Source organism: Sphingomonas sp., assembly GCF_048595155.1.
Lineage (GTDB): Bacteria > Pseudomonadota > Alphaproteobacteria > Sphingomonadales > Sphingomonadaceae > Sphingomonas_I.
On sequence record NZ_JBMDXN010000128.1, the window covers coordinates 15,060 to 33,594 of the forward strand.

General features: G+C 64.2%; 16 protein-coding genes. 7 read left to right on the top strand and 9 right to left on the bottom strand.

Features of this window, described 5'->3' with window-relative positions:
- Positions 1-80 precede the first annotated feature (80 nt).
- From ACOJSI_RS19815 to pheT, 5 genes are all read left to right on the top strand, one after another.
- Complete coding sequence (locus ACOJSI_RS19815; protein WP_420140041.1) at positions 81-1,088, top strand: zinc-dependent alcohol dehydrogenase family protein; 1,008 nt, start codon at positions 81-83, stop codon at positions 1,086-1,088.
- Entirely contained in the window at positions 1,082-1,948 is an 867-nt protein-coding gene (locus ACOJSI_RS19820; protein ID WP_420140042.1) for a pirin family protein, read from the top strand. Before ACOJSI_RS19815 ends, ACOJSI_RS19820 begins: the two co-directional genes overlap by 7 nt.
- A complete protein-coding gene (gene pncB / locus ACOJSI_RS19825) occupies positions 1,945-3,246 on the top strand; it encodes a nicotinate phosphoribosyltransferase (protein ID WP_420140043.1) in 1,302 nt (433 codons plus the stop codon). Before ACOJSI_RS19820 ends, pncB begins: the two co-directional genes overlap by 4 nt.
- 208 nt (positions 3,247-3,454) lie before the next feature.
- Positions 3,455-4,516 carry a phenylalanine--tRNA ligase subunit alpha gene (gene pheS / locus ACOJSI_RS19830; protein ID WP_420140057.1) on the top strand — a complete coding sequence of 354 codons (1,062 nt, stop codon included), beginning with the start codon at positions 3,455-3,457 and terminating at the stop codon, positions 4,514-4,516.
- Positions 4,513-6,876, top strand: coding sequence for a phenylalanine--tRNA ligase subunit beta (gene pheT, locus ACOJSI_RS19835; protein ID WP_420140044.1), 2,364 nt, complete (start codon positions 4,513-4,515; stop codon positions 6,874-6,876). Before pheS ends, pheT begins: the two co-directional genes overlap by 4 nt.
- 176 nt (positions 6,877-7,052) lie before the next feature.
- On the opposite strand, the gene metW is transcribed toward pheT, so the two are convergent.
- Genes metW through metX form a run of 3 tightly spaced genes read right to left on the bottom strand, consistent with a single transcriptional unit; the run spans position 7,053 to position 9,192 of the window.
- Complete coding sequence (gene metW / locus ACOJSI_RS19840; RefSeq protein ID WP_420140045.1) at positions 7,053-7,640, bottom strand: methionine biosynthesis protein MetW; 588 nt, start codon at positions 7,638-7,640, stop codon at positions 7,053-7,055.
- A complete protein-coding gene (locus ACOJSI_RS19845) occupies positions 7,637-8,074 on the bottom strand; it encodes a GNAT family N-acetyltransferase (RefSeq protein ID WP_420140046.1) in 438 nt (145 codons plus the stop codon). Before ACOJSI_RS19845 ends, metW begins: the two co-directional genes overlap by 4 nt.
- A complete protein-coding gene (metX, locus tag ACOJSI_RS19850; RefSeq protein ID WP_420140047.1) occupies positions 8,071-9,192 on the bottom strand; it encodes a homoserine O-acetyltransferase MetX in 1,122 nt (373 codons plus the stop codon). Before metX ends, ACOJSI_RS19845 begins: the two co-directional genes overlap by 4 nt.
- A gap of 157 nt (positions 9,193-9,349) precedes the next feature.
- Between metX and ACOJSI_RS19855 the strand changes: the two genes are divergently transcribed.
- A complete protein-coding gene (locus ACOJSI_RS19855; protein WP_420140048.1) occupies positions 9,350-11,452 on the top strand; it encodes a M3 family metallopeptidase in 2,103 nt (700 codons plus the stop codon).
- A 247-nt stretch (positions 11,453-11,699) separates the two neighbouring features.
- Positions 11,700-13,319, top strand: a complete 1,620-nt coding sequence (locus ACOJSI_RS19860; protein WP_420140049.1) for an alkaline phosphatase D family protein — start codon at positions 11,700-11,702, stop codon at positions 13,317-13,319.
- 27 nt (positions 13,320-13,346) lie between these two features.
- Here the strand turns inward: ACOJSI_RS19860 and ACOJSI_RS19865 are convergent, their stop codons facing one another.
- The 6 genes from ACOJSI_RS19865 to ACOJSI_RS19890 all read right to left on the bottom strand — a co-directional run.
- The gene (locus ACOJSI_RS19865) at positions 13,347-13,880 is read right to left on the bottom strand and encodes a response regulator transcription factor (RefSeq protein WP_420140050.1); all 534 of its coding nucleotides are present in this window, start codon (positions 13,878-13,880) and stop codon (positions 13,347-13,349) included.
- The gene (locus ACOJSI_RS19870) at positions 13,880-15,196 is read right to left on the bottom strand and encodes an ATP-binding protein (protein WP_420140051.1); all 1,317 of its coding nucleotides are present in this window, start codon (positions 15,194-15,196) and stop codon (positions 13,880-13,882) included. Before ACOJSI_RS19870 ends, ACOJSI_RS19865 begins: the two co-directional genes overlap by 1 nt.
- Complete coding sequence (locus ACOJSI_RS19875) at positions 15,196-15,882, bottom strand: SURF1 family protein (RefSeq protein WP_420140052.1); 687 nt, start codon at positions 15,880-15,882, stop codon at positions 15,196-15,198. The genes ACOJSI_RS19870 and ACOJSI_RS19875 overlap by 1 nt, the downstream gene beginning before the upstream one ends.
- A gap of 10 nt (positions 15,883-15,892) precedes the next feature.
- Positions 15,893-16,276: a cytochrome o ubiquinol oxidase subunit IV gene (gene cyoD / locus ACOJSI_RS19880; RefSeq protein ID WP_420140053.1), complete on the bottom strand. Its 384-nt coding sequence runs from the start codon at positions 16,274-16,276 to the stop codon at positions 15,893-15,895.
- Complete coding sequence (gene cyoC, locus ACOJSI_RS19885) at positions 16,273-16,911, bottom strand: cytochrome o ubiquinol oxidase subunit III (protein WP_420140054.1); 639 nt, start codon at positions 16,909-16,911, stop codon at positions 16,273-16,275. Before cyoC ends, cyoD begins: the two co-directional genes overlap by 4 nt.
- 1 nt (position 16,912) lies before the next feature.
- The coding region (locus tag ACOJSI_RS19890; protein ID WP_420140055.1) for a cbb3-type cytochrome c oxidase subunit I at positions 16,913-18,535 on the bottom strand (1,623 nt) is incomplete at its 5' end.

Genomic DNA, 18,535 nt, shown 5'->3' on the forward strand with positions numbered 1-18,535 from the left:
CTTCAAAGACGGTCGGCTTTCGATGGCAAATCATCTGGAAGCCGAATCCAGCGATCCTTCGATTTGGTCAGGAGCGGATGATGAAAGCAATGGTGTTGCATGCCCCGGCGGGGCTGGATCGTCTGATGCTGGAAGATCGCGCCGATCCGGGTAGCCCTGGGGCTGGTGAAATTCGGGTGCGGGTGCACGGCAGTTCGCTTAATTTCCACGATCTGGGGATCGTGACCGGCAGGATGCCCGCTGAAGATGGCCGTGTGCCGCTCGCCGACGGCGCGGGTCTCGTGGAAGCGGTTGGTGAAGGTGTTAGCGAGTTCGCGGTCGGCGACCTGGTGGTTTCCTGCTTTTTCCCGGATTGGCAGGCGGGCACGCCAACGATCGGTGACTTCAGCCGGACGCCGGGCGACGGCCTCGACGGGTTCGGCCAGGAGGTTGTGGTCCGCCCGGCAACGGCCTTCACCCACGCACCCAGAGGCTATGATGCGGTGGAGGCAGCCGCGATCACCACAGCCGGGCTGACGGCCTGGCGCGCGCTCGTGGCAGACGGCAACCTGAAAGCGGGTGATACAGTCTTGCTGCTCGGCACCGGCGGCGTTTCGATCTGGGCGCTCCAGTTGGCAAAGTTGATGGGCGCGCGTGTCGCCATTACCTCATCCTCCGATGAAAAATTGGAGCGCGCCCGTGCCATGGGCGCCGAGTTCAGCGTCAATTATCGCGAGCAGGAGGCGTGGGGCCGCGCCGTACGCGACTGGACCGGGGGGCGCGGGGTCGATCATGTGGTAGAGGTCGGTGGCCCCGGCACGTTGGCGCAATCGATCGAAGCGGTCCGGGTCGGCGGCCATATCTCGCTGATTGGCGTTCTCACCGGTATCGCTGGCGACGTGCCGACGGCGCTGTTGATGGCGCGGCAGGCCCGGCTTCAGGGCCTCATCGTCGGCAGCCGCACCCAGCAGCAGGATATGGTCCGCGCACTCGAGGCAGGTGGCGTGCGCCCTGTGATCGATCATCGCTTCGGCTTGGAGCAGCTGGCGGACGCGTTCCGTCATCAGCAGAATGGCGATCATTTCGGCAAGGTCGGGGTGGAATGGTGACGGCGTTGCGGACGGTTTCAGCTATTTATGCGGCGATCCGCGACGACATCGCGGACCTTACGACACGTCGCCCGCTTCCTGCGCCCGGCCTACTGCAGGTCGATCCCTTCCTGTTCCTCAATCATCACGGCCCCCAAACCTACCCCGCGCCCAATCGGGGCCTGCCGTTCGGGCCACATCCGCATCGTGGCTTTGAGACGGTCACCTTCATTCTCACCGGCAGCCTTGCGCACCACGATACGGGTGGCCACGAAAGCGTGATCGAAGCCGGCGGCGTGCAGTGGATGACCGCCGGCGCCGGGCTGATCCATGCGGAGTTGTCTCCGCCCGCGTTCAAGGAGAGCGGCGGCCCGCTGGAGATACTGCAGCTGTGGGTCAATCTTCCGGGCCGGCTGAAAATGACGCCGCCGCGCTACACGGGGTTGCAGTCCGAGAGCATTCCGTCCTTCAGCTTGGATGGCGGGGGCGGGGTGATGCAGCTGATCGCCGGCGAATATGGCGACATGAGCGGGCCGATCAACTCGCTGACAGGCGTCTTCATGGCGACAGTGAAGCTGCAGGCCGGCAGTCATGTGGAGCTGCCTGCGCCGCGCGGCCGCAACATCTTCCTATATGTCGTGAGCGGTCGGATCGACATTGCCGGCACGACGATCGAGCAGTGGCACTTGGTCACGCTGGCGGATGACGGCGACGCGGTGGTGATCGGCGCGGATACGGATGCCGTGCTGCTTTACGGTCATGCCGATCCGATCGGTGAGCCGGTCGTGGCGCACGGCCCGTTCGTGATGAATAGCCGCGAGGAGATCGAGACGGCCATCCGGGATTATCACGCCGGTGCCTTCAATCGCCCCGCCTCATGAAAACCGATATCGCGGCGCGCGTCTACGATCATGGCTGGCGGCTCGACCCGATTGTCCGCAGCCTGCTCGATACCGATTTCTACAAGCTCTTGATGCTGCAGATGATCCTGCAGCGCCATCGCGAAGTCCGCGCGACCTTTGCGCTGTTCAACCGCAGCCGGCAGTTTCGCCTCGCGGACATCATCGACGCGCGGGAATTACGCGATCAGCTCGATCACGCGCGCACGCTCCGATTCACAAAGAAGGAGCTCATCTGGCTGGCCGGCAACAGCTTCTACGGGCGGGAACGGATGTTCACGCCGGAGTTCATTGCGTGGCTGGCCGAATTTCGGCTGCCGGAATATGAGCTCCACGCGCGGGACGGCCAATATGAGCTCCACTTTGCGGGCAATTGGGCGGAAACCACGATGTGGGAAATCCCGGCGCTCGCGATCATCAATGAGCTCAAGGGCCGCGCTGCGCTGCGCGGCAAAGGACGGTTCGCGCTCGACATCGTCTACGCCCGCGCCAAGGCCAAATTGTGGGAGAAGGTGGAGCGGCTACGCACCTTGCCTGATCTGGTCCTGTCCGATTTCGGCACGCGTCGTCGCCATAGCTTCCTGTGGCAACGCTGGTGCGTCGAGGCGCTCAAGGAAGGGCTGGGCGATCGCTTCATCGGCACCTCCAATGTGCTGCTGGCGATGGATTCGGATCTGGAAGCTATCGGCACGAATGCGCATGAGCTGCCGATGGTGGAAGCCGCCCTGGCCGAAAGCGACGCCAGCTTGCGCCAGGCGCCCTATCGGGTGCTGGACGAATGGCGGCAGCTGTATGGCGGCAATCTCCTCGTGGCCTTGCCCGACGCATTCGGCACCACCGCCTTCCTGCGCGATGCGCCGGATTGGGTCGCGGACTGGACCGGCTTTCGGCCCGATAGCGCGCCGCCGATCGCGGCCGGTGAGCAGATCATGGACTGGTGGAAGGCGCATGGGCGTGATCCGCGCGACAAACTCCTCATTTTCTCCGATGGCATGGATGTCGACTCGATCGAAAAGGTCTATCGCCATTTCGACGGCCGGGTGCGCATGAGCTTCGGCTGGGGGACCAACCTCACCAACGATTTCCGGGGATGCGATCCGGACGGGGGTGACGGGCTGAATCCCATCTCCCTGGTTGCGAAGGTCGTCGAGGCGAATGGGCGTCCGGCGGTTAAGCTGTCCGACAATCCAGCCAAGGCCAGCGGCGATCCGGCCGCAATTGCCCGCTATCTGCGGGTATTCGGTGGGGAAGGCCGCATCGATCAGGCTGTGACGGTATGAGCGCGGCGATCGGATAATCCGGTTGCGCCGGTAAGCGCATCATGGCTTGACCACGGCGACCAGCGTGGACAATTCCGCCCCGCAGCCTATGCGCGGGCGGGCGCTTTCCCGGCATGGGCATGGACTGCGATCCTGAAGACGATACCCATATGGGCTGGGCGATCGACCTGCATCAAAAGGCTGAAACGTGACTACCGATCCTGATCAGATGCGCAGCGAGCTGCTGAACGCCATCACCGCCGTCAATGATTCCGCCGCGCTGGAGGCGATCCGGGTGCGTGCGCTTGGCAAGAGCGGCACGATCACTGCCTTGCTCAAGACGCTCGGCGGCATGTCGCCGGAAGAGCGCCAGGTGAAGGGGCCGGAAATCCAGGAGCTGCGGCTCGCGGTCGCGGATGCGATCGCGGCGCGTAAGATGGCGCTTGATCGTGCCGCGCTCGATGCACGGCTGCAGTCGGAAACGCTGGACATGACCCTGCCCGTAGGCGCCGCCGCCACGGGCAGCGTCCATCCAGTCAGCCAGGTAATGGACGAACTGGCGGAGATCTTCGCCGATCTTGGCTTCGCCGTCGCGACCGGGCCGGAAATCGAGGACGATTGGCATAATTTCACCGCGCTCAACATTCCGGAGACGCACCCGGCGCGGGCCATGCACGACACCTTTTATTTCCCCGACGCCGAAGGCCGCGAGGCAAAGATGCTGCTACGGACGCATACGTCGCCCGTGCAGGTCCGCACGATGCTCACCCAGAAGCCGCCGATCCGGATCATCGCGCCGGGCCGCGTCTACCGCGCGGATAGCGACGCGACCCACACGCCGATGTTTCACCAGATCGAGGGGCTGGTGATCGACAAGGGAATTCCTCTCGGCCACTTGCGCTGGACGCTGGAAACCTTCCTCAAGGCCTTCTTCGAGCGCGACGATATCGTGCTGCGGCTGCGGCCTTCCTTTTTCCCCTTCACCGAACCTTCGGTAGAGGTCGACGTCGGCTATTCGATCGAGAAGGGCCGCCGCGTCATCGGCGGTGCGGAAGGATGGATGGAGGTGCTCGGCTCCGGCATGGTGCACCCCAAGGTGATCGCTGCCTGCGGTCTCGATCCGGAGGAATATCAGGGCTTTGCCTTTGGCACCGGCGTCGATCGGCTGGCGATGCTGAAATATGGGATGGATGATTTGCGTGCCTTCTTCGACGGCGATCTGCGCTGGTTGAAACATTATGGCTTCCGGGCGCTGGACGTGCCCACGCTCAGCGGGGGAGTGGGCGCATGAAGTTCACCCTGTCCTGGCTCAAGGAGCATCTCGACACGAATGCAACGCTGGAGGAGCTGCTGGTCGGCCTCACCAAGCTTGGTCTGGAGGTCGAAAGTGTCGACGACCCATCTGCCAAGCTCGCCGGATTCACCATCGCGCGCGTGCTGACGGCCGCGCCCCACCCGCAGGCCGACAAATTGCAGGTGCTGACCGTCGATACGGGCGACGGAAACCCGCTGCAGGTCGTCTGCGGCGCCCCCAATGCGCGGGCGGATCTGGTCGGCGTGTTCGGCGCTGCCGGCGCGACGGTACCGGCCAACGGCATGGTCTTGCGCGTGGCGGCCATTCGCGGCGTCGAATCGAACGGCATGATGTGCTCCGCGCGCGAGCTGGAGCTGGGCGAAGAGCATGATGGGATTATCGAACTCCCCGTCGATGCACCGGTCGGCACATCCTTTGCGGACTATAAGGGCCTGTCCGATCCGGTGATCGACATCGCCGTGACGCCCAATCGCCAGGATTGCATGGGCGTGCGCGGTATCGCGCGCGATCTTGCCGCCGGCGGCTATGGCACGCTGAAGCCGCTCGACATTCCCACAATTCGTGGCGAAGGCCCGTCGTCGATTATGGTCGCGACAGAAGACCCGGAGGGCTGTCCTGCCTTTTTTGCGCGGACGGTCACCGGCGTCACCAACGGCAGCGCCCCCGATTGGATGAAGCGGCGCCTGCACGCGGTGGGGCAGAAGCCGATATCGGCCCTGGTCGACATCACCAATTATGTGATGCTGGATCATGGACGCCCGCTGCACGTCTACGATCTGGCCAAGCTGAATGGTGGGCTGGTGGCCCGTAAGGCCTCGGACGGAGAGAGCCTGACCGCGCTGAACGGTAAACAATATCAGCTCGATGCGACGATGACCGTGATTGCGGACGATGCGCATGTGCACGATATTGGCGGCATCATGGGCGGGGCGGAATCCGGCGTGTCGGAAACAACCACCGACGTGCTCATCGAATGCGCCTATTTCACGCCTGAGACGATTGCTCGGACCGGCCAGAAGCTGGGCCTGACCAGCGATGCGCGCCAGCGGTTCGAACGCGGCGTCGATCCCGCCTTCCTGGGCGACGGTCTGGCGATCGCTACACAGCTGGTGCTGGAGATTTGCGGCGGCAAACCGTCCGATGTGGTCGAGGCGGGCCAGCCGCCGGTGGGCCATGCGACCTTCAAATATGATCCGCTCGCCGCGGCCCGGCTGGGCGGCATGGATGTCGCGCCCGAACGCCAGCGGGAAATCCTCGCCCGGCTGGGTTTCGGCATCGACGGCGCCTGGACGGTGCGTGTGCCAAGCTGGCGCCGCGACGTGGAAGGTACCGCGGATATTGTCGAGGAGATCGTCCGCATCGAAGGGATCGACAATGTGCCGGCCGTGGCGCTGCCGCGCCCCGATGGTGTCGCGCGGCCCACGGCGACGCCTGAGCAGAAGGTGGAACGCATCTTGCGTCGCACCGCCGCGGCGCGTGGCCTCAATGAAGCGGTGACATGGAGCTTCCTGCCGCAAGGCGAAGCGGATCATTTCGGTGGGGCCGCCTGGGTGCTGGCCAATCCGATCAGCGAAGAACTGAAGGCCATGCGTCCGTCCTTGCTGCCCGGCCTGCTGGCGGCAGCACGGCGCAACCTGGATCGCGCTGCTGGCCCGGTCCGCCTGTTCGAGCTCGGCCGCCGTTACCTTGCCGACGGCGAGCGCCCGACGCTCGGCCTGTTGCTCGCAGGGGAGGCGCCGCGCGATTGGCGCGGCCGCAAGGCGCCGCTCGATGCCTATACGGCTAAGGATGAAGCGATGGCGCTGTTGGCCGCTGTTGGCGCGCCGGTAGACCGGTTGCAGGTGATGGAAGCAATGGCGACGACATGGCATCCCGGTCGCTCGGGATCGTTGCGGCTTAGTCCCAAGACCATCCTGGCGGAATTTGGCGAGCTTCATCCGACGACGCTGAAAACGTTCGGGCTCGACGGACCGGTCGTCGCCGCGGAGATCTACCTCGACGCCATTCCCGCCAAGCGCGACGCGGCGCGCATGCGCACCGCCTATGCGCCGCCTGCCCTCCAGCCGGTCAAGCGCGACTTCGCCTTCATCCTCAGCCGTGATGCACCGGCGGATACCTTGCTGCGTGCGGTGCGCGGTGCCGACAAGGAAGCCATCGTCGACATCGCTTTGTTCGATGTCTTCACGGGCACGGGCGTGGCCGAAAACGAGAAATCGCTCGCGATCGAAGTGACCCTGCAGCCGGCGCAGAAAAGCTTCACCGAAGCCGATCTTCAGGCCATCTCCGAACGGGTGGTCGCCGCGGCCGCCAAGACCGGAGCCCGCCTCCGCGGGTAACGATCGGCAACTTCTACTCCGTCACCCCGGCCTCGAGCCGGGGTCCCGCTTCTTTTGCGATCGCTGGAGGTGCGGGCGACGGGGGAAACGTGCGTATAGCGCGCACCAAGGAGGTTCAGCGGAACCCCGGCTCAAAGCCGGGGCGACGTGGGTGGACGCGTTTGCCACGCCCCCCTTCACCGCCGCAGCAGGAACACCGCATGTTCCGCGCGCAGATTGGCGGCGGCGCTGGAGATGCGCCGGTCGCCGGTGAGGAACCAGGCCCCCTCCACCCGCAGCCCGCGCTCCGCCACGAAGGCGCGGAAGTCGTCGATCGTCAGCTGGTGGATATTCTCGGTCTCATACCAGGACACAGGCAGCGCGGCCGTCACCGGCATCCGCCCGCCCCACATCAGGTTCCAGCGGACCCGCCAATAAGCAAAATTGGGGAAGGACACGAACGCGCGCGTCCCGATCCGCAGCAATTCCGTCAGCACCTTGTCCGGCGCGCGTGCCGTCTGCAGCGTCTGGCTCAGGATCGCGTAATCGAAGGCATGGTCGGGATAATAGACTAGGTCGGTATCGGCATCGCCCTGGATCACGGACAGACCTTTGCCGACGGCAAGGCTCACATTGGCAGGATCGATCTCCAGCCCGCGCGCATCGACCTGTGCGCGATCGCGCAATTCGGCCATCAGTTCGCCGTCGCCGCACCCGATGTCCAGGATGCGGGATCGCGGCGCCACATGCTGCGCGATGATGGCAAGGTCTGGCCGCAGGCTCATGGCGCGCTCCGTAGGGCGTCGGCAAAAGCGGGGGCCAGCCGCTCCATATAGCGCTCCGGCCGGATCAGCGGATAAAAGCCCTTTGCGGCATAGACTTCGTGGGCGTCGCGCGTGACCAGTGCGAAGCGGCGAATGCCCTGGAAATCGGGATGGTCCAGGAACCAGGCGACCAGCCGCTTGCCGAGCCCATGGCCGCGCCAGGCTTCCTCTACCCAGACATCGGCCAGCCATGCGAAGGTCGCATGATCCGTGATCATCCGTGCGAACGCGACCTGCGTTGCGTCCCGATAGGCGCCCAGGCAATGCGAGCCCGCTATGGCCCGCTCCACGGTCTCTCGCGCGATGCCCGGCGACCAATAGCTCGACGCCAGCCAGCCATGGATGCGGGAGATGTCGAGCTGCGCCCGGTCATCGGACAGAACGAAATCGGTCATCGCGCACCCGCCCGGATGAAGCCGTCGACCACGCCGAATAATTGCGGCACGTCCAGCAGGAAGGCGTCGTGGCCGAAGGGCGAGGACAATTCGACGAAGCTCGCGGCCGCACCGGCGGCATTGAGCGCATGCACGATCGCGCGCGATTCACCGGTCGGGTACAGCCAGTCCGTATCGAAGCTGACCAGGCAGAAGCGTGTCCGGGTGCCCTTGAACGCGTTGGCGAGCAGGCCGCCATGTTCCTCGGCCAGATCGAAATAGTCCATCGCGCGCGTGATATAGAGGTAGGAGTTGGCGTCGAACCGGTCGACGAAGCTGATTCCCTGATGACGCAGATAGGATTCCACTTGGAAGTCCGCGTCAAACCCGAACCCTTTTTCACCGCGATCCTGCAGTTTGCGCCCGAATTTGTCGTGCAAGCCCGCTTCGGACAGATAGGTGATGTGGGCGGCCATCCGCGCCACCGCCAAACCGGCCGATGGAGGATCGCCGCGGCCATAATAATCGCCGCCTCGCCAGTTGGGATCCGCCATGATCGCCTGCCGCCCAACTTCGTGAAAGGCGATATTCTGCGCCGAATGACGCGCCGCCGACGCGATCACGACTGCCGCGCGCACGCGATCGGGGAAGCTTGCGGCCCATTCCAGCACCTGCATGCCGCCCATCGACCCGCCCACGGCCGCCTCCAGCGTCGCCACGCCAAGATGGTCCAGCAGCATCGCCTGTGCGCGTACCATGTCGCGCAGGGTGATAACGGGGAAAGACATGGCATAGGGCGCGCCCGTTTCGGTGCGGATCGTCGCAGGCCCCGACGATCCCATGCAGGACCCCAGCACATTGGCGCAGATCACGAAATGACGGGCCGGATCGATCGGGCGCCCCGCGCCGACCATCCGGGTCCACCAACCGGGTTTGCCCGTACGCGGGTGGGCCGAGGCAACGTGGTGATCGCCCGTCAGCGCGTGGCAGATCAGGATCGCGTTCGATGTGTCCGCGTTCAGCGTGCCATAGGTTTCATAGGCGATCTCGACCGGTGCGAGGACACCGCCGCCGTCCAGCTTGAGCGGACCCTTCAGGATGACGTGGCGTGCAAGGCCGAAGCGTTGATCGTCGGACATGGGAGCGGCCGGCTAGGGGGCCGCTACGCCGATTGTCAACACCAGGCGCATCGGCTCTGGTCGAAAGCGGGTGGGCAGGGGTGCGGAGGCCGGGTGCGGATCGCTCGACATCGGGGCGAACCGGCGGCTAACGTGGCAATTCATATAAGGATCACAAATGGTTCGCCTGACGCTATTCGCTGCCGCCACTGCCATGGTCACCCTTTCGCCGGTGCTTGCGGCCAATCCGTTCGATCAGCCCAGCACGCTGCCATATCAGGCCCCTCCGTTCGATCGCATTGCCGATACCGATTACCAGCCGGCCATTGAACAAGGCATTGTTCAGAGCTTGGCCGAGATCCGCAAAATTGCTGACAATCCGGCAGCGCCGACGTTCGACAATACCGTTGTCGCGATGGAACGGCAGGGGCAGATGCTGGCGCGTGCCCAAGCGGCTTTCGGTCAAGTCGCGCAGGCCAACACCAATCCCGTCCTACAAAAGGCACAGGCCGTGCTTGCCCCGCAGCTCGCGGCCTATAACGACACGATCTATCTCGATCCCAAACTGTTCGCCCGGTTCAAATCGCTCAATGATCGCAAGGCCGCGCTCAAGCTGACGGAAGAGCAGGCGATGCTGCTCGACGATTATTACAAGGATTTCGTGCGTGCCGGCGCGCAGCTGTCTGCGGCCGATCAAGCGACACTGCGCAGTCTGAACAAGCAGCTGTCCTCGCTCGGCGTCGCCTTTCGACAGAAATTGCTCGCTGCCACCAAGGCGGGCGCCCTGGTGGTCGACAGCCCAGCGCAATTGGCGGGCTTGGGAAGCGCCGGCGTGGAAGCGGCGGGGCGCGATGCGCAGGAGCGTGGCCTGCCCGGCAAATATCTGATCCCGCTGCAGAACACGACGACCCAGCCGGCGCTGCAGTCCCTTACCGATCGCGCAACCCGTGAAGCCTTGTTCAAGCAAAGCTGGACGCGCGCCGAAAAGGGCGACGACAACGACACGCGCGAGACGATCGCGCAGATCATTCAGCTACGCACCAAGAAGGCGAACCTGCTCGGCTTCGCAACATGGGCAGATTACTCGCTGGCCGAACAGATGGCCAAGACGTCGGATACGGCGCGCAGCTTCCTGAACGCGCTCGATGCCCCCACCGCCGCTGCGCAGGCGCGCGAACTCTCCGAGGTTCAGCATGCGGTCGACTTGGAAAAAGGCGGTTTCCAAGTGCAGCCGTGGGACTGGGATCTGTATGCGGAGAAGGTCCGCAAGGCGAAATACGATCTGGATGAGAATGAGACCAAGCCGTATTTCGAGCTCTGGAACGTCCTGGAAAACGGCGTCTTCTACGCCGCCAACCAGATGTATGGGCTCAGCTTCAAGCGCCGTACGGATATTCCCACCTTTCATCCCGACGTCCGCGTCTATGAGGCGTTCGAAGAGAACGGCACGCCGCTGGGCCTGATCTATTTCGATTATTGGAAGCGGGACAATAAGGCCGGCGGCGCGTGGATGAACTCCTACGTGCGCCAGTCGAAATTGTTCGGCACGAAGCCCGTCATCAGCAACACCGCCAATTTCACCAAGCCGGCACCGGGCCAGCCGTCGCTGATCACATCCGACGACGTGCGCACCATGTTCCACGAATTCGGTCATGGTCTTCATGGCCTATTCGCCAACCAGACCTATCCCAGCATCTCCGGAACGGCGGTAGCGCGCGACTTCGTCGAATTCCCCTCCCAGTTCAACGAACATTGGGCGCTCGAACCGCGCGTGCTCGCCCATTATGCCAGACATTATCAGACCGGTGCGGTGATGCCGCAGTCCTTGGTCGACAAGATCAAGCGTGCCGAGCTGTTCAACCAAGGCTATTCGTTCGGCGAATTGCTGGCCGCCGCGCAGCTCGACATGGCCTGGCATTCGCTGCCCGGTGATGCAGGGCCGCAGCAGGTGGACGCGTTCGAAGCCAAGGCGCTCGCCGCGACCGGCCTCGACGTCGCGCATGTCCCGCCCCGTTACCGCACCAGCTATTTCTCCCACATCTGGGGCGGCGGTTATGCCGCCGGTTATTACGCGTACATCTGGACCGACATGCTCGAAGAGAATGTCTATGATTGGTTCAAGGTGCATGGCGGTATGACGCGGGCGAACGGTCAGCGCATGCGCGATCTGGTCCTCTCGCGCGGCCACACCCAGGATTACAACGTCATGTTCCGCAACATGACCGGCCACGATCCTGAGGTAGCACCGCTGCTGCGCAGCCGGGGTATTCCCGCAAAGTAGACGTAACAGCGATCATTCCCGGCGCAGCTGTCTTCGTGCTTCGCTCGCAATGACCGGTGGCGTCAGTCCGGCGCTGCTGACCAATAACCGTAACATTCGATCGCTAGCCGCGGCGGCGTGTGTCGAGCATCGGCTTAGCCTGAATGATCTCAGTTCCTGGCTCCGGCCTGCCGCGGACAGTGGGCTGGCCCGATCTTTTAGCGCCGCCTCCACACCTGCTTGATCTCGTATCGTGTGGAGTTGCGTGATGGCGTTGCAGATCGATCGTCGTAGCCTCGTCCTCGGCGGCGCGTTGGGATTGGGGGCCCTTGCCCTCCCGGCGGGGCGTGGCCTCGCACAATTGCCGCGCGCCACCGGTTTCACCCACAATGTGGCCAGCGGTGAGCCGGGGCCGGATTCGATGCTGCTGTGGACGCGCTACCAGCCGACCACCGACGCAACCATCCGCCTCGATGCCGAGGTCGCGCTGGATCCCGACTTTTCCAAGATCGTGTCCGGCGGCAGCGTCCGCACAGGGCCCTACCGCGACTGGACGGCCAAGATCACGGTCGACGGCCTGCGACCCGGCACCGTTTACTGGTACCGCTTCATTGCGCCCGACGGCAGCCGATCGCCGGTTGGCCGGACCAAGACGTTGCCCGTTGGGCCGACGCAGCGCTTCGGCCTTGCCGTCTTCTCTTGCTCCAACTTTCCGATCGGCTGGTTCAACGCTTATGCGCACGCCGCCGCGCGGGACGATCTCGATCTGTGGATGCACGTCGGCGATTATATCTACGAATATTCCGCCGACCATGACGCGAACCAGGCGGCAGGGCGACGGGTCGATCCCGCCAACGCCATCCTGACCATCGCGGATTATCGGCTGCGCTATGCCTGCTACCGGGCCGATCCCGATCTACAGCGCCTGCATCAGATGGCGCCCATGGTCGCCTTCTGGGACGATCATGAATCGGCCAATGACAGCTGGGAAGGAGGCGCCCAAAACCATCATCCGGATACGGAGGGGGATTGGAACCCGCGCCGTGCCGCGGCGATGCAGGTCTATCACGAATGGATGCCGGTCTCCGACGAGCCCTGGAAGGCCTATCCGATCGGCACGCTTGCCACCCTATACCGGACCGAAACGCGCCTGCTCGCCCGTACGCAGCAGGCCAATCTGGCGCCGCTCTTTGCCGCCGCCGATCCGGACGCCGCGCTGAAAACCTTCCGCGACGGCATCTGGCAAGATCCTTCGGCCACAATGATGGGCTCGACGCAGGAGAGCTGGCTGGCCCATGCCCTGAAGACCAATGCGCGCGCAACCCATTGGCAAATGGTCGGGGTCGGGACGATCGTCGGCCGAACGCTCATGCCCGCGAACGCGCTCGATTGGCTCCGTCGCGACGCCAGTGCCAAGACGATCAAGGAATTTACCGACGACCTACGCGCGGCCAAGGACGGCCTGCCCATGTGGATGGACCGCTGGGACGGTTATCCGGCCGCCCGCTCGCGCCTCTTGCGTGCCGCGCAGCAGGCCGACGCCGATCTGGTGATGCTGTCAGGCGACAGTCACAACGCCTGGGCCTTCGAGCTCAGCGAAGACGGCAAGCCCGCCGGTGTGGAATTTGGCGGGCACAGCGTTACCTCTAACGGCTTCGAAGGCAGTTTTGCGGCCGATCCGCTGAACGTGGCGCGCGGCTTCGTTGCAACCAACCCTGAACTGCGCTGGGCCGACACCAGCCGGCGCGGTTACATGATGTTCGACATCGGGCCCCAGCAGGTCGCGGGCGAATGGCTGTTCATGCAGACGGTCAAGGCCCGCACCACCGCGCTCAGCGGTTCGCATCGCATGGCCGTACAAAAGGGACGCAGGGTCTTCGCGGCCTGATGCAGCCTCGGGCCATGAGCGCCGCACCTATCGGATCGGCCGCTTCTCCAGCTTCCGTGCAAGGGTCCGGCGATGCATGCCCAGCCGGCGCGCCGTCTCTGAAATGTTGAAGTCGGTCTCGACCAGCGTCTCGTTGATCCGCTCCCATTCCAGCGTCTTGATGGAGGTCGTGCGTTCCGAGATCGGCACCTCGGTATTGCCGCCGGCGCGGGTAAACGCCTCCTCGATATCGTCGGTGTTGGACGGCTTTGCCAGATAATGGCAGGCGCCCAGCTTAATCGCCTCCACGGCGGTCGCAATGCTGGCAAAGCCCGTCAGCACGACGATCAGCATCTCGGGATCGTGCGCGTGCAGGCGCTGGACGCAGGGCAGTCCGGATGCGTTGCCCAGCTTCAGATCGACGACGGCAAAGCGGGGCGCTGCTTCGTCCAGCAGCGCATCCAGCGCCTCCGGGCTTTGCGCTACCCACACGCGATATCCGCGTCGCTCGAACGAGCGCTGCAGTGTGCGCGCGAAAGTCGCGTCATCCTCCACGATCACCAGGCGGCGGGCTTCGTCCATCACATATCCTGCGCGGGGTCGGCGGAGAGGGGCAGAACCAGCTTTACCTCCGCACCACCCGCCGGGCGGTTCCCTGCCTCCAGCCGACCGCCCAGCCGCCGGGCGACGTTGGCGGCGAGGAACAGCCCCAGTCCGTGGCCGGCGCCCTTGCTCGATTGGTACAGCTTGCCGATCATCGGCAATTGCGCCGCGGGAAAGCCGGGTCCGCGATCGATCACCGCCAGCACCAGATCCGTGCCCTGCCGCTTGGCATGAAAACCTACGCCATAGGGGGAGAGCTCGGCGGCGTTGTCGAGCAGGTTCCAGATCGCCTGGCGCAGGGAAGCGTCCACGACCAGGGCCGCCCGGTCCAGCCCTTCCATCGTGAAGTCCAGCGGCAAGCCGGCATGTGTCTGGCTCCAGGCAGACACGGTCTCGTCGAGGAAATCGGGGACGGACGTCTTCTCCATATCCTCGCCGCGCGGTTCGCCGGCGGACTGGAGGATGTCGGACACAATCGCCTTGCAGCGGCGCACCTCGGCCTGCATCTCACCCAGGTCGCTCGCCAGATCGGGATCGTTCGCGATCGCCGGCATGCGGCGCCAATCGCTGAGAATGACCGACAGCGATGCTAATGGCGTTCCCAATTCGTGCGCGGCGCCGCTGGCGAACAAACCCATGCGGACGATACTGTCTTCTTCCGCCGTATGTTCCCGCAGGTCCGCCAGATAGCGATCGCGCGCGCGCAGGTTGCGCGTGATACGGGTGATGAACAGCCCCAGCAACGTGCCGGTCAGCGCGAAGCTGATCCAGCCGCCGACGCGCTGCAGATCGCCCAGATTGGCGAACACCCTGGGCGGGTAGAGCAGCGGCGCGCTGTGCGCGGCAAGCCAGGCATAGCAGCCGCACGCTGCGCACACGATGACGATCACCGACCAGGCTTCCAGCAGGATGGCGCCGAGAACGACCTGCAACAGATAGAGCGAGATGAACGGGTTGGTCGCGCCGCCGCTCATGTGCAGCTGTGCCGTCAGCACCGCCATGTCGAGCAACAGCGCGATCATGGTGGCGCTGTTGGTGATCGTGAGCCGCGGCAGCACCAGGATGTTCACCACGTTCGCCAGCGCCAACAATCCGACGAGCGTGATCATCGGGATCAGGGGAAGACGAACGCCCAGCCCCAGGTTGACCGCAAGGATCGTGATCAACTGCCCGCCCGCGGCGATCCACCGCAGTTGGATCAGCTGCCGCATATTCTCCGCGGCGATCGTCGGCAGGGGGCTGCGCGGGCGGCCCAGGCCGCCGCGCCGTGTCAGGGCCAGAACCGGCGTGTCCATCACGCCTCGCCGGATCGCCAGGCGATCCGCGCACCGGCGATGCACAGGCCGCACAGCGCGAACCATGTCAGCGCATAGACCAGGTGGCTGTTGCGGAAGCGTATCACGGTCAGGCCGCCGACCGGGTATCCCCCTGGATTAGCGGTGGCATCGGCATCGATGAAATAGGGAGCGACGTCGTGGAGATCACGTGCCTGGGCAATCGCTGCCACGTCACGTGAATACCAACGGCCGGCGGCGGGGTTGTTGCTGCGCAGAAAGCCGCCCTTGGGCTCGCTCTCTCGCAACAGCCCGATGACGGTCACGTTGCCGGTCTTTTGTGCCTGGGCGCGGCTGCCGGGATCGCGCCGTTCGGCCGGGACATAACCGCGATTGATCAGGATGGTGCCGCGCGTGGTTCGAAGCGGGGTCAGCACCCACCAGCCGGGGCCGAGATCGGTCACGGCCTGCACCAGCGTTTCGCGGTCATGCAGGAAGCGGCCTTCGACACGGACCCGGCTATAGGTCATGTCCGCCTTCCACGCCGCGGGCGGGGGCGGGGCCTGCGGTGCCGCGTGAACCCGCGCGTCCACCCGCGCGATCAGGTCCAGCTTCCAGGCGCGGCGTTCGATCTGCCAGACGCCGAGAGCGGCAAAGCCTGCCGCAAGCAACAGGCAAAGGGCAATCAGTCTCCGCCGCGCCGCCATAGCATTGTCTTCAGGAGCCGCCGTTCATGCCGTCGGTGCCCATCGGCATCATGTTCGTGTTCAGATGATACATGATCCACAACGATCCGCTGATGACGATGGTGATGATCACGACCGTGAACATCAGCGTCATCAGGGTCCAGCCGCCTTCCGAACGGCTGTTGACGTGCAGGAAGCTGAGCGTGTGCACCACGATCTGCACGAAGGCGAGAGCGATGATCAGCAGGACGGTCGTCTGCACGTCCGCGATCACGCCGGTCATCACCAGCCAGAAGGGGATGGCGGTCAGGATGACCGACAAGGCAAAGCCGGTCAGATAGCCGCGCCGGGTGGCGTGGCCCTGGCCCGTGGCCTCGCCATGGCCCGCATCGTGGTGGGCGTGGGGCGCGCTCATCGCAGAACTCCAAGCAGATAGACAAAGGTGAACACGCCGATCCAGACCACGTCCAGCAGATGCCAGAACATGCTCAGGCACATCAGGCGCCGCTTATTGTCGGCATTCAGGCCATGCTGGCCCAGCTGGACCAGCGATACCATGATCCACAGCAGGCCGAAGGCGACGTGCAGTCCATGCGTACCGACCAGCGCGAAGAAGGCCGAGAGGAAGGCGCTGCGCTGCGGCGTGGCCCCCTCGGCGATCAGGTTGCTGAATTCGTACAGCTCGATGCTGATGAAGGCGATGCCGAACAAAGCGGTGATCGCCAGCCACACCTGGGTCGAGCGCACCCGGCCTTCGTCCATCGCGATCATCGCCATGCCGCAGGTGATCGAGGAGATCAGCAGCATCGCCGTATTGACCGCGACCAGCGGCAATTCGAACAGCTCGCGGGAGGTGGGCCCCCCCGCATAGCTGGAACTTAGCACGCCATAGGTGGCGAACAGGGTCGCGAAGATGAGCGCGTCGCTCATCAGGTAGATCCAGAAGCCGAGCAGCGTGCTGCCGCCGGTGCCGTGCGCGTGGTCGTCTTCCTCGATCACATAGAAGGAGGGAGCGTCCGCCGGGTTGGTGGCCAGAACTTGGTCGGTCATGTCAGGCCTCCGCCGTGGTCAGGCGGGCTTGTTCGGTCCGCGCGACCTCGTCCGCGGGGATGTAATAATCCCGCGCATAGTTGAACGTGTGTCCGATGCCGACGACGAACAGCCCGACCAGGCTGACGGCGGCCAGCCACCAGATATACCACACCATCGCAAAGCCCAGGACCAGCGAGAGGGCGGACAGGATCACACCAGCGCCGGTGTTGCGTGGCATGTGGATCGGACGGAAACCCGTGGCCGGGATTTCATGGCCGCGCTTCTTCATGTCGTACCAGGCATCCAGATCGTGGACGATCGGGGTGAAGGCGAAATTGTACGGCGGCGGGGGCGAGGTCGTCGCCCATTCCAGCGTACGCCCGTGCCACAGATCGCCCGTCGTATCGCGCAGCTTCTCACGGTTTTTGATGCTGACCGCGATCTGGATGATGAAGCCCAGGATGCCGATCAGGATGATCACGGCGCCGATCGCCGCGATCACGAACCAGATCTGCAGCGACGGATCGTCGAAGTGGCGAACACGCCGCGTCGTACCCATCAGGCCGACGATGTAGATAGGCGTCCAGGCGACCCAATAGCCGATCACCCAACCCCAGAAGGCCACCTTGCCCCAGAAGGGATCTAGGCGGAATCCGAAGGCCTTGGGGAACCAGTAGGTCATGCCCGCGAACAGCCCGAACACCACGCCGCCGATGATGACGTTATGGAAATGCGCCACCAGGAACAGCGAGTTGTGCAGCACGAAGTCGGCCGGCGGGATTGCCAGCATCACGCCGGTCATGCCGCCCACGACGAAGGTGAGCATGAACGCCACCACCCACATCATCGGCAGTTCGAACCGGATCTGGCCGCGATACATGGTGAACAGCCAGTTGAAGATCTTCGCACCTGTCGGGATCGAGATCACCATCGTGGCGATGCCGAAGAAGCTGTTGACGCTCGCGCCCGAACCCATCGTGAAGAAATGGTGCAGCCAGACGAGGTAGGACAGGACCGTAATGACCACGGTCGCGTAGACCATCGACGAATAGCCGAACAGACGCTTGCCCGAGAAGGTGGAGGTGATCTCGGAAAAGATGCCGAATGCCGGCAGGACCAGGACGTAGACTTCCGGGTGACCCCAGATCCACACCAGGTTCCAATACATCATCGGGTTGCCGCCGAGATCGTTGGTGAAGAAATCCGTGCCGACATAGCGGTCCAGCATCAGCAGCGCGAAGGCGGCGGTCAGCACCGGGAAGATCGCGATGGCCAGCACGTTGCTGCACAAGGCGGTCCAGCAGAAGACCGGCATCTTCATCATCGTCATGCCGGGCGCGCGCATCTTGATGATCGTGGTGACCATGTTGATGGCGGATAAGGTTGTCCCGACACCCGCTATCTGGAGCGCCCATAGATAATAATCGGGCCCAGTATCCGGACTGTTCTGCAGGTTGGACACCGGTACATAGTTCAGCCAGCCCGCACGCGAAAACTCGCCCACGAACAGCGACACCATCACCAACGCCGCGCCGGCCACGGTCAGCCACAGGCTGAGGCTGTTCAGATATGGGAAGGCGACGTCGCGGGCGCCGATTTGCAATGGCATGACGAAGTTGATCACGCCCGAAATCAGGGGGAT

Excerpts from the sequence above, each read along its gene's own strand:
- ACOJSI_RS19820 (WP_420140042.1), top strand. The coding sequence starts at position 1,082 with ATGGTGACGGCGTTGCGGACGGTTTCAGCTATTTATGCGGCGATCCGC.
- ACOJSI_RS19875 (WP_420140052.1), bottom strand. The coding sequence starts at position 15,882 with ATGGCGGCGCGGCGGAGACTGATTGCCCTTTGCCTGTTGCTTGCGGCA.
- ACOJSI_RS19860 (WP_420140049.1), top strand. The coding sequence starts at position 11,700 with ATGGCGTTGCAGATCGATCGTCGTAGCCTCGTCCTCGGCGGCGCGTTG.
- pheT (WP_420140044.1), top strand. The coding sequence starts at position 4,513 with ATGAAGTTCACCCTGTCCTGGCTCAAGGAGCATCTCGACACGAATGCA.
- ACOJSI_RS19865 (WP_420140050.1), bottom strand. The coding sequence starts at position 13,880 with ATGGACGAAGCCCGCCGCCTGGTGATCGTGGAGGATGACGCGACTTTC.
- ACOJSI_RS19855 (WP_420140048.1), top strand. The coding sequence starts at position 9,350 with ATGGTTCGCCTGACGCTATTCGCTGCCGCCACTGCCATGGTCACCCTT.
- ACOJSI_RS19815 (WP_420140041.1), top strand. The coding sequence starts at position 81 with ATGAAAGCAATGGTGTTGCATGCCCCGGCGGGGCTGGATCGTCTGATG.
- metW (WP_420140045.1), bottom strand. The coding sequence starts at position 7,640 with ATGAGCCTGCGGCCAGACCTTGCCATCATCGCGCAGCATGTGGCGCCG.
- cyoD (WP_420140053.1), bottom strand. The coding sequence starts at position 16,276 with ATGAGCGCGCCCCACGCCCACCACGATGCGGGCCATGGCGAGGCCACG.
- cyoC (WP_420140054.1), bottom strand. The coding sequence starts at position 16,911 with ATGACCGACCAAGTTCTGGCCACCAACCCGGCGGACGCTCCCTCCTTC.
- metX (WP_420140047.1), bottom strand. The coding sequence starts at position 9,192 with ATGTCCGACGATCAACGCTTCGGCCTTGCACGCCACGTCATCCTGAAG.
- pheS (WP_420140057.1), top strand. The coding sequence starts at position 3,455 with ATGCGCAGCGAGCTGCTGAACGCCATCACCGCCGTCAATGATTCCGCC.
- ACOJSI_RS19845 (WP_420140046.1), bottom strand. The coding sequence starts at position 8,074 with ATGACCGATTTCGTTCTGTCCGATGACCGGGCGCAGCTCGACATCTCC.
- pncB (WP_420140043.1), top strand. The coding sequence starts at position 1,945 with ATGAAAACCGATATCGCGGCGCGCGTCTACGATCATGGCTGGCGGCTC.
- ACOJSI_RS19870 (WP_420140051.1), bottom strand. The coding sequence starts at position 15,196 with ATGGACACGCCGGTTCTGGCCCTGACACGGCGCGGCGGCCTGGGCCGC.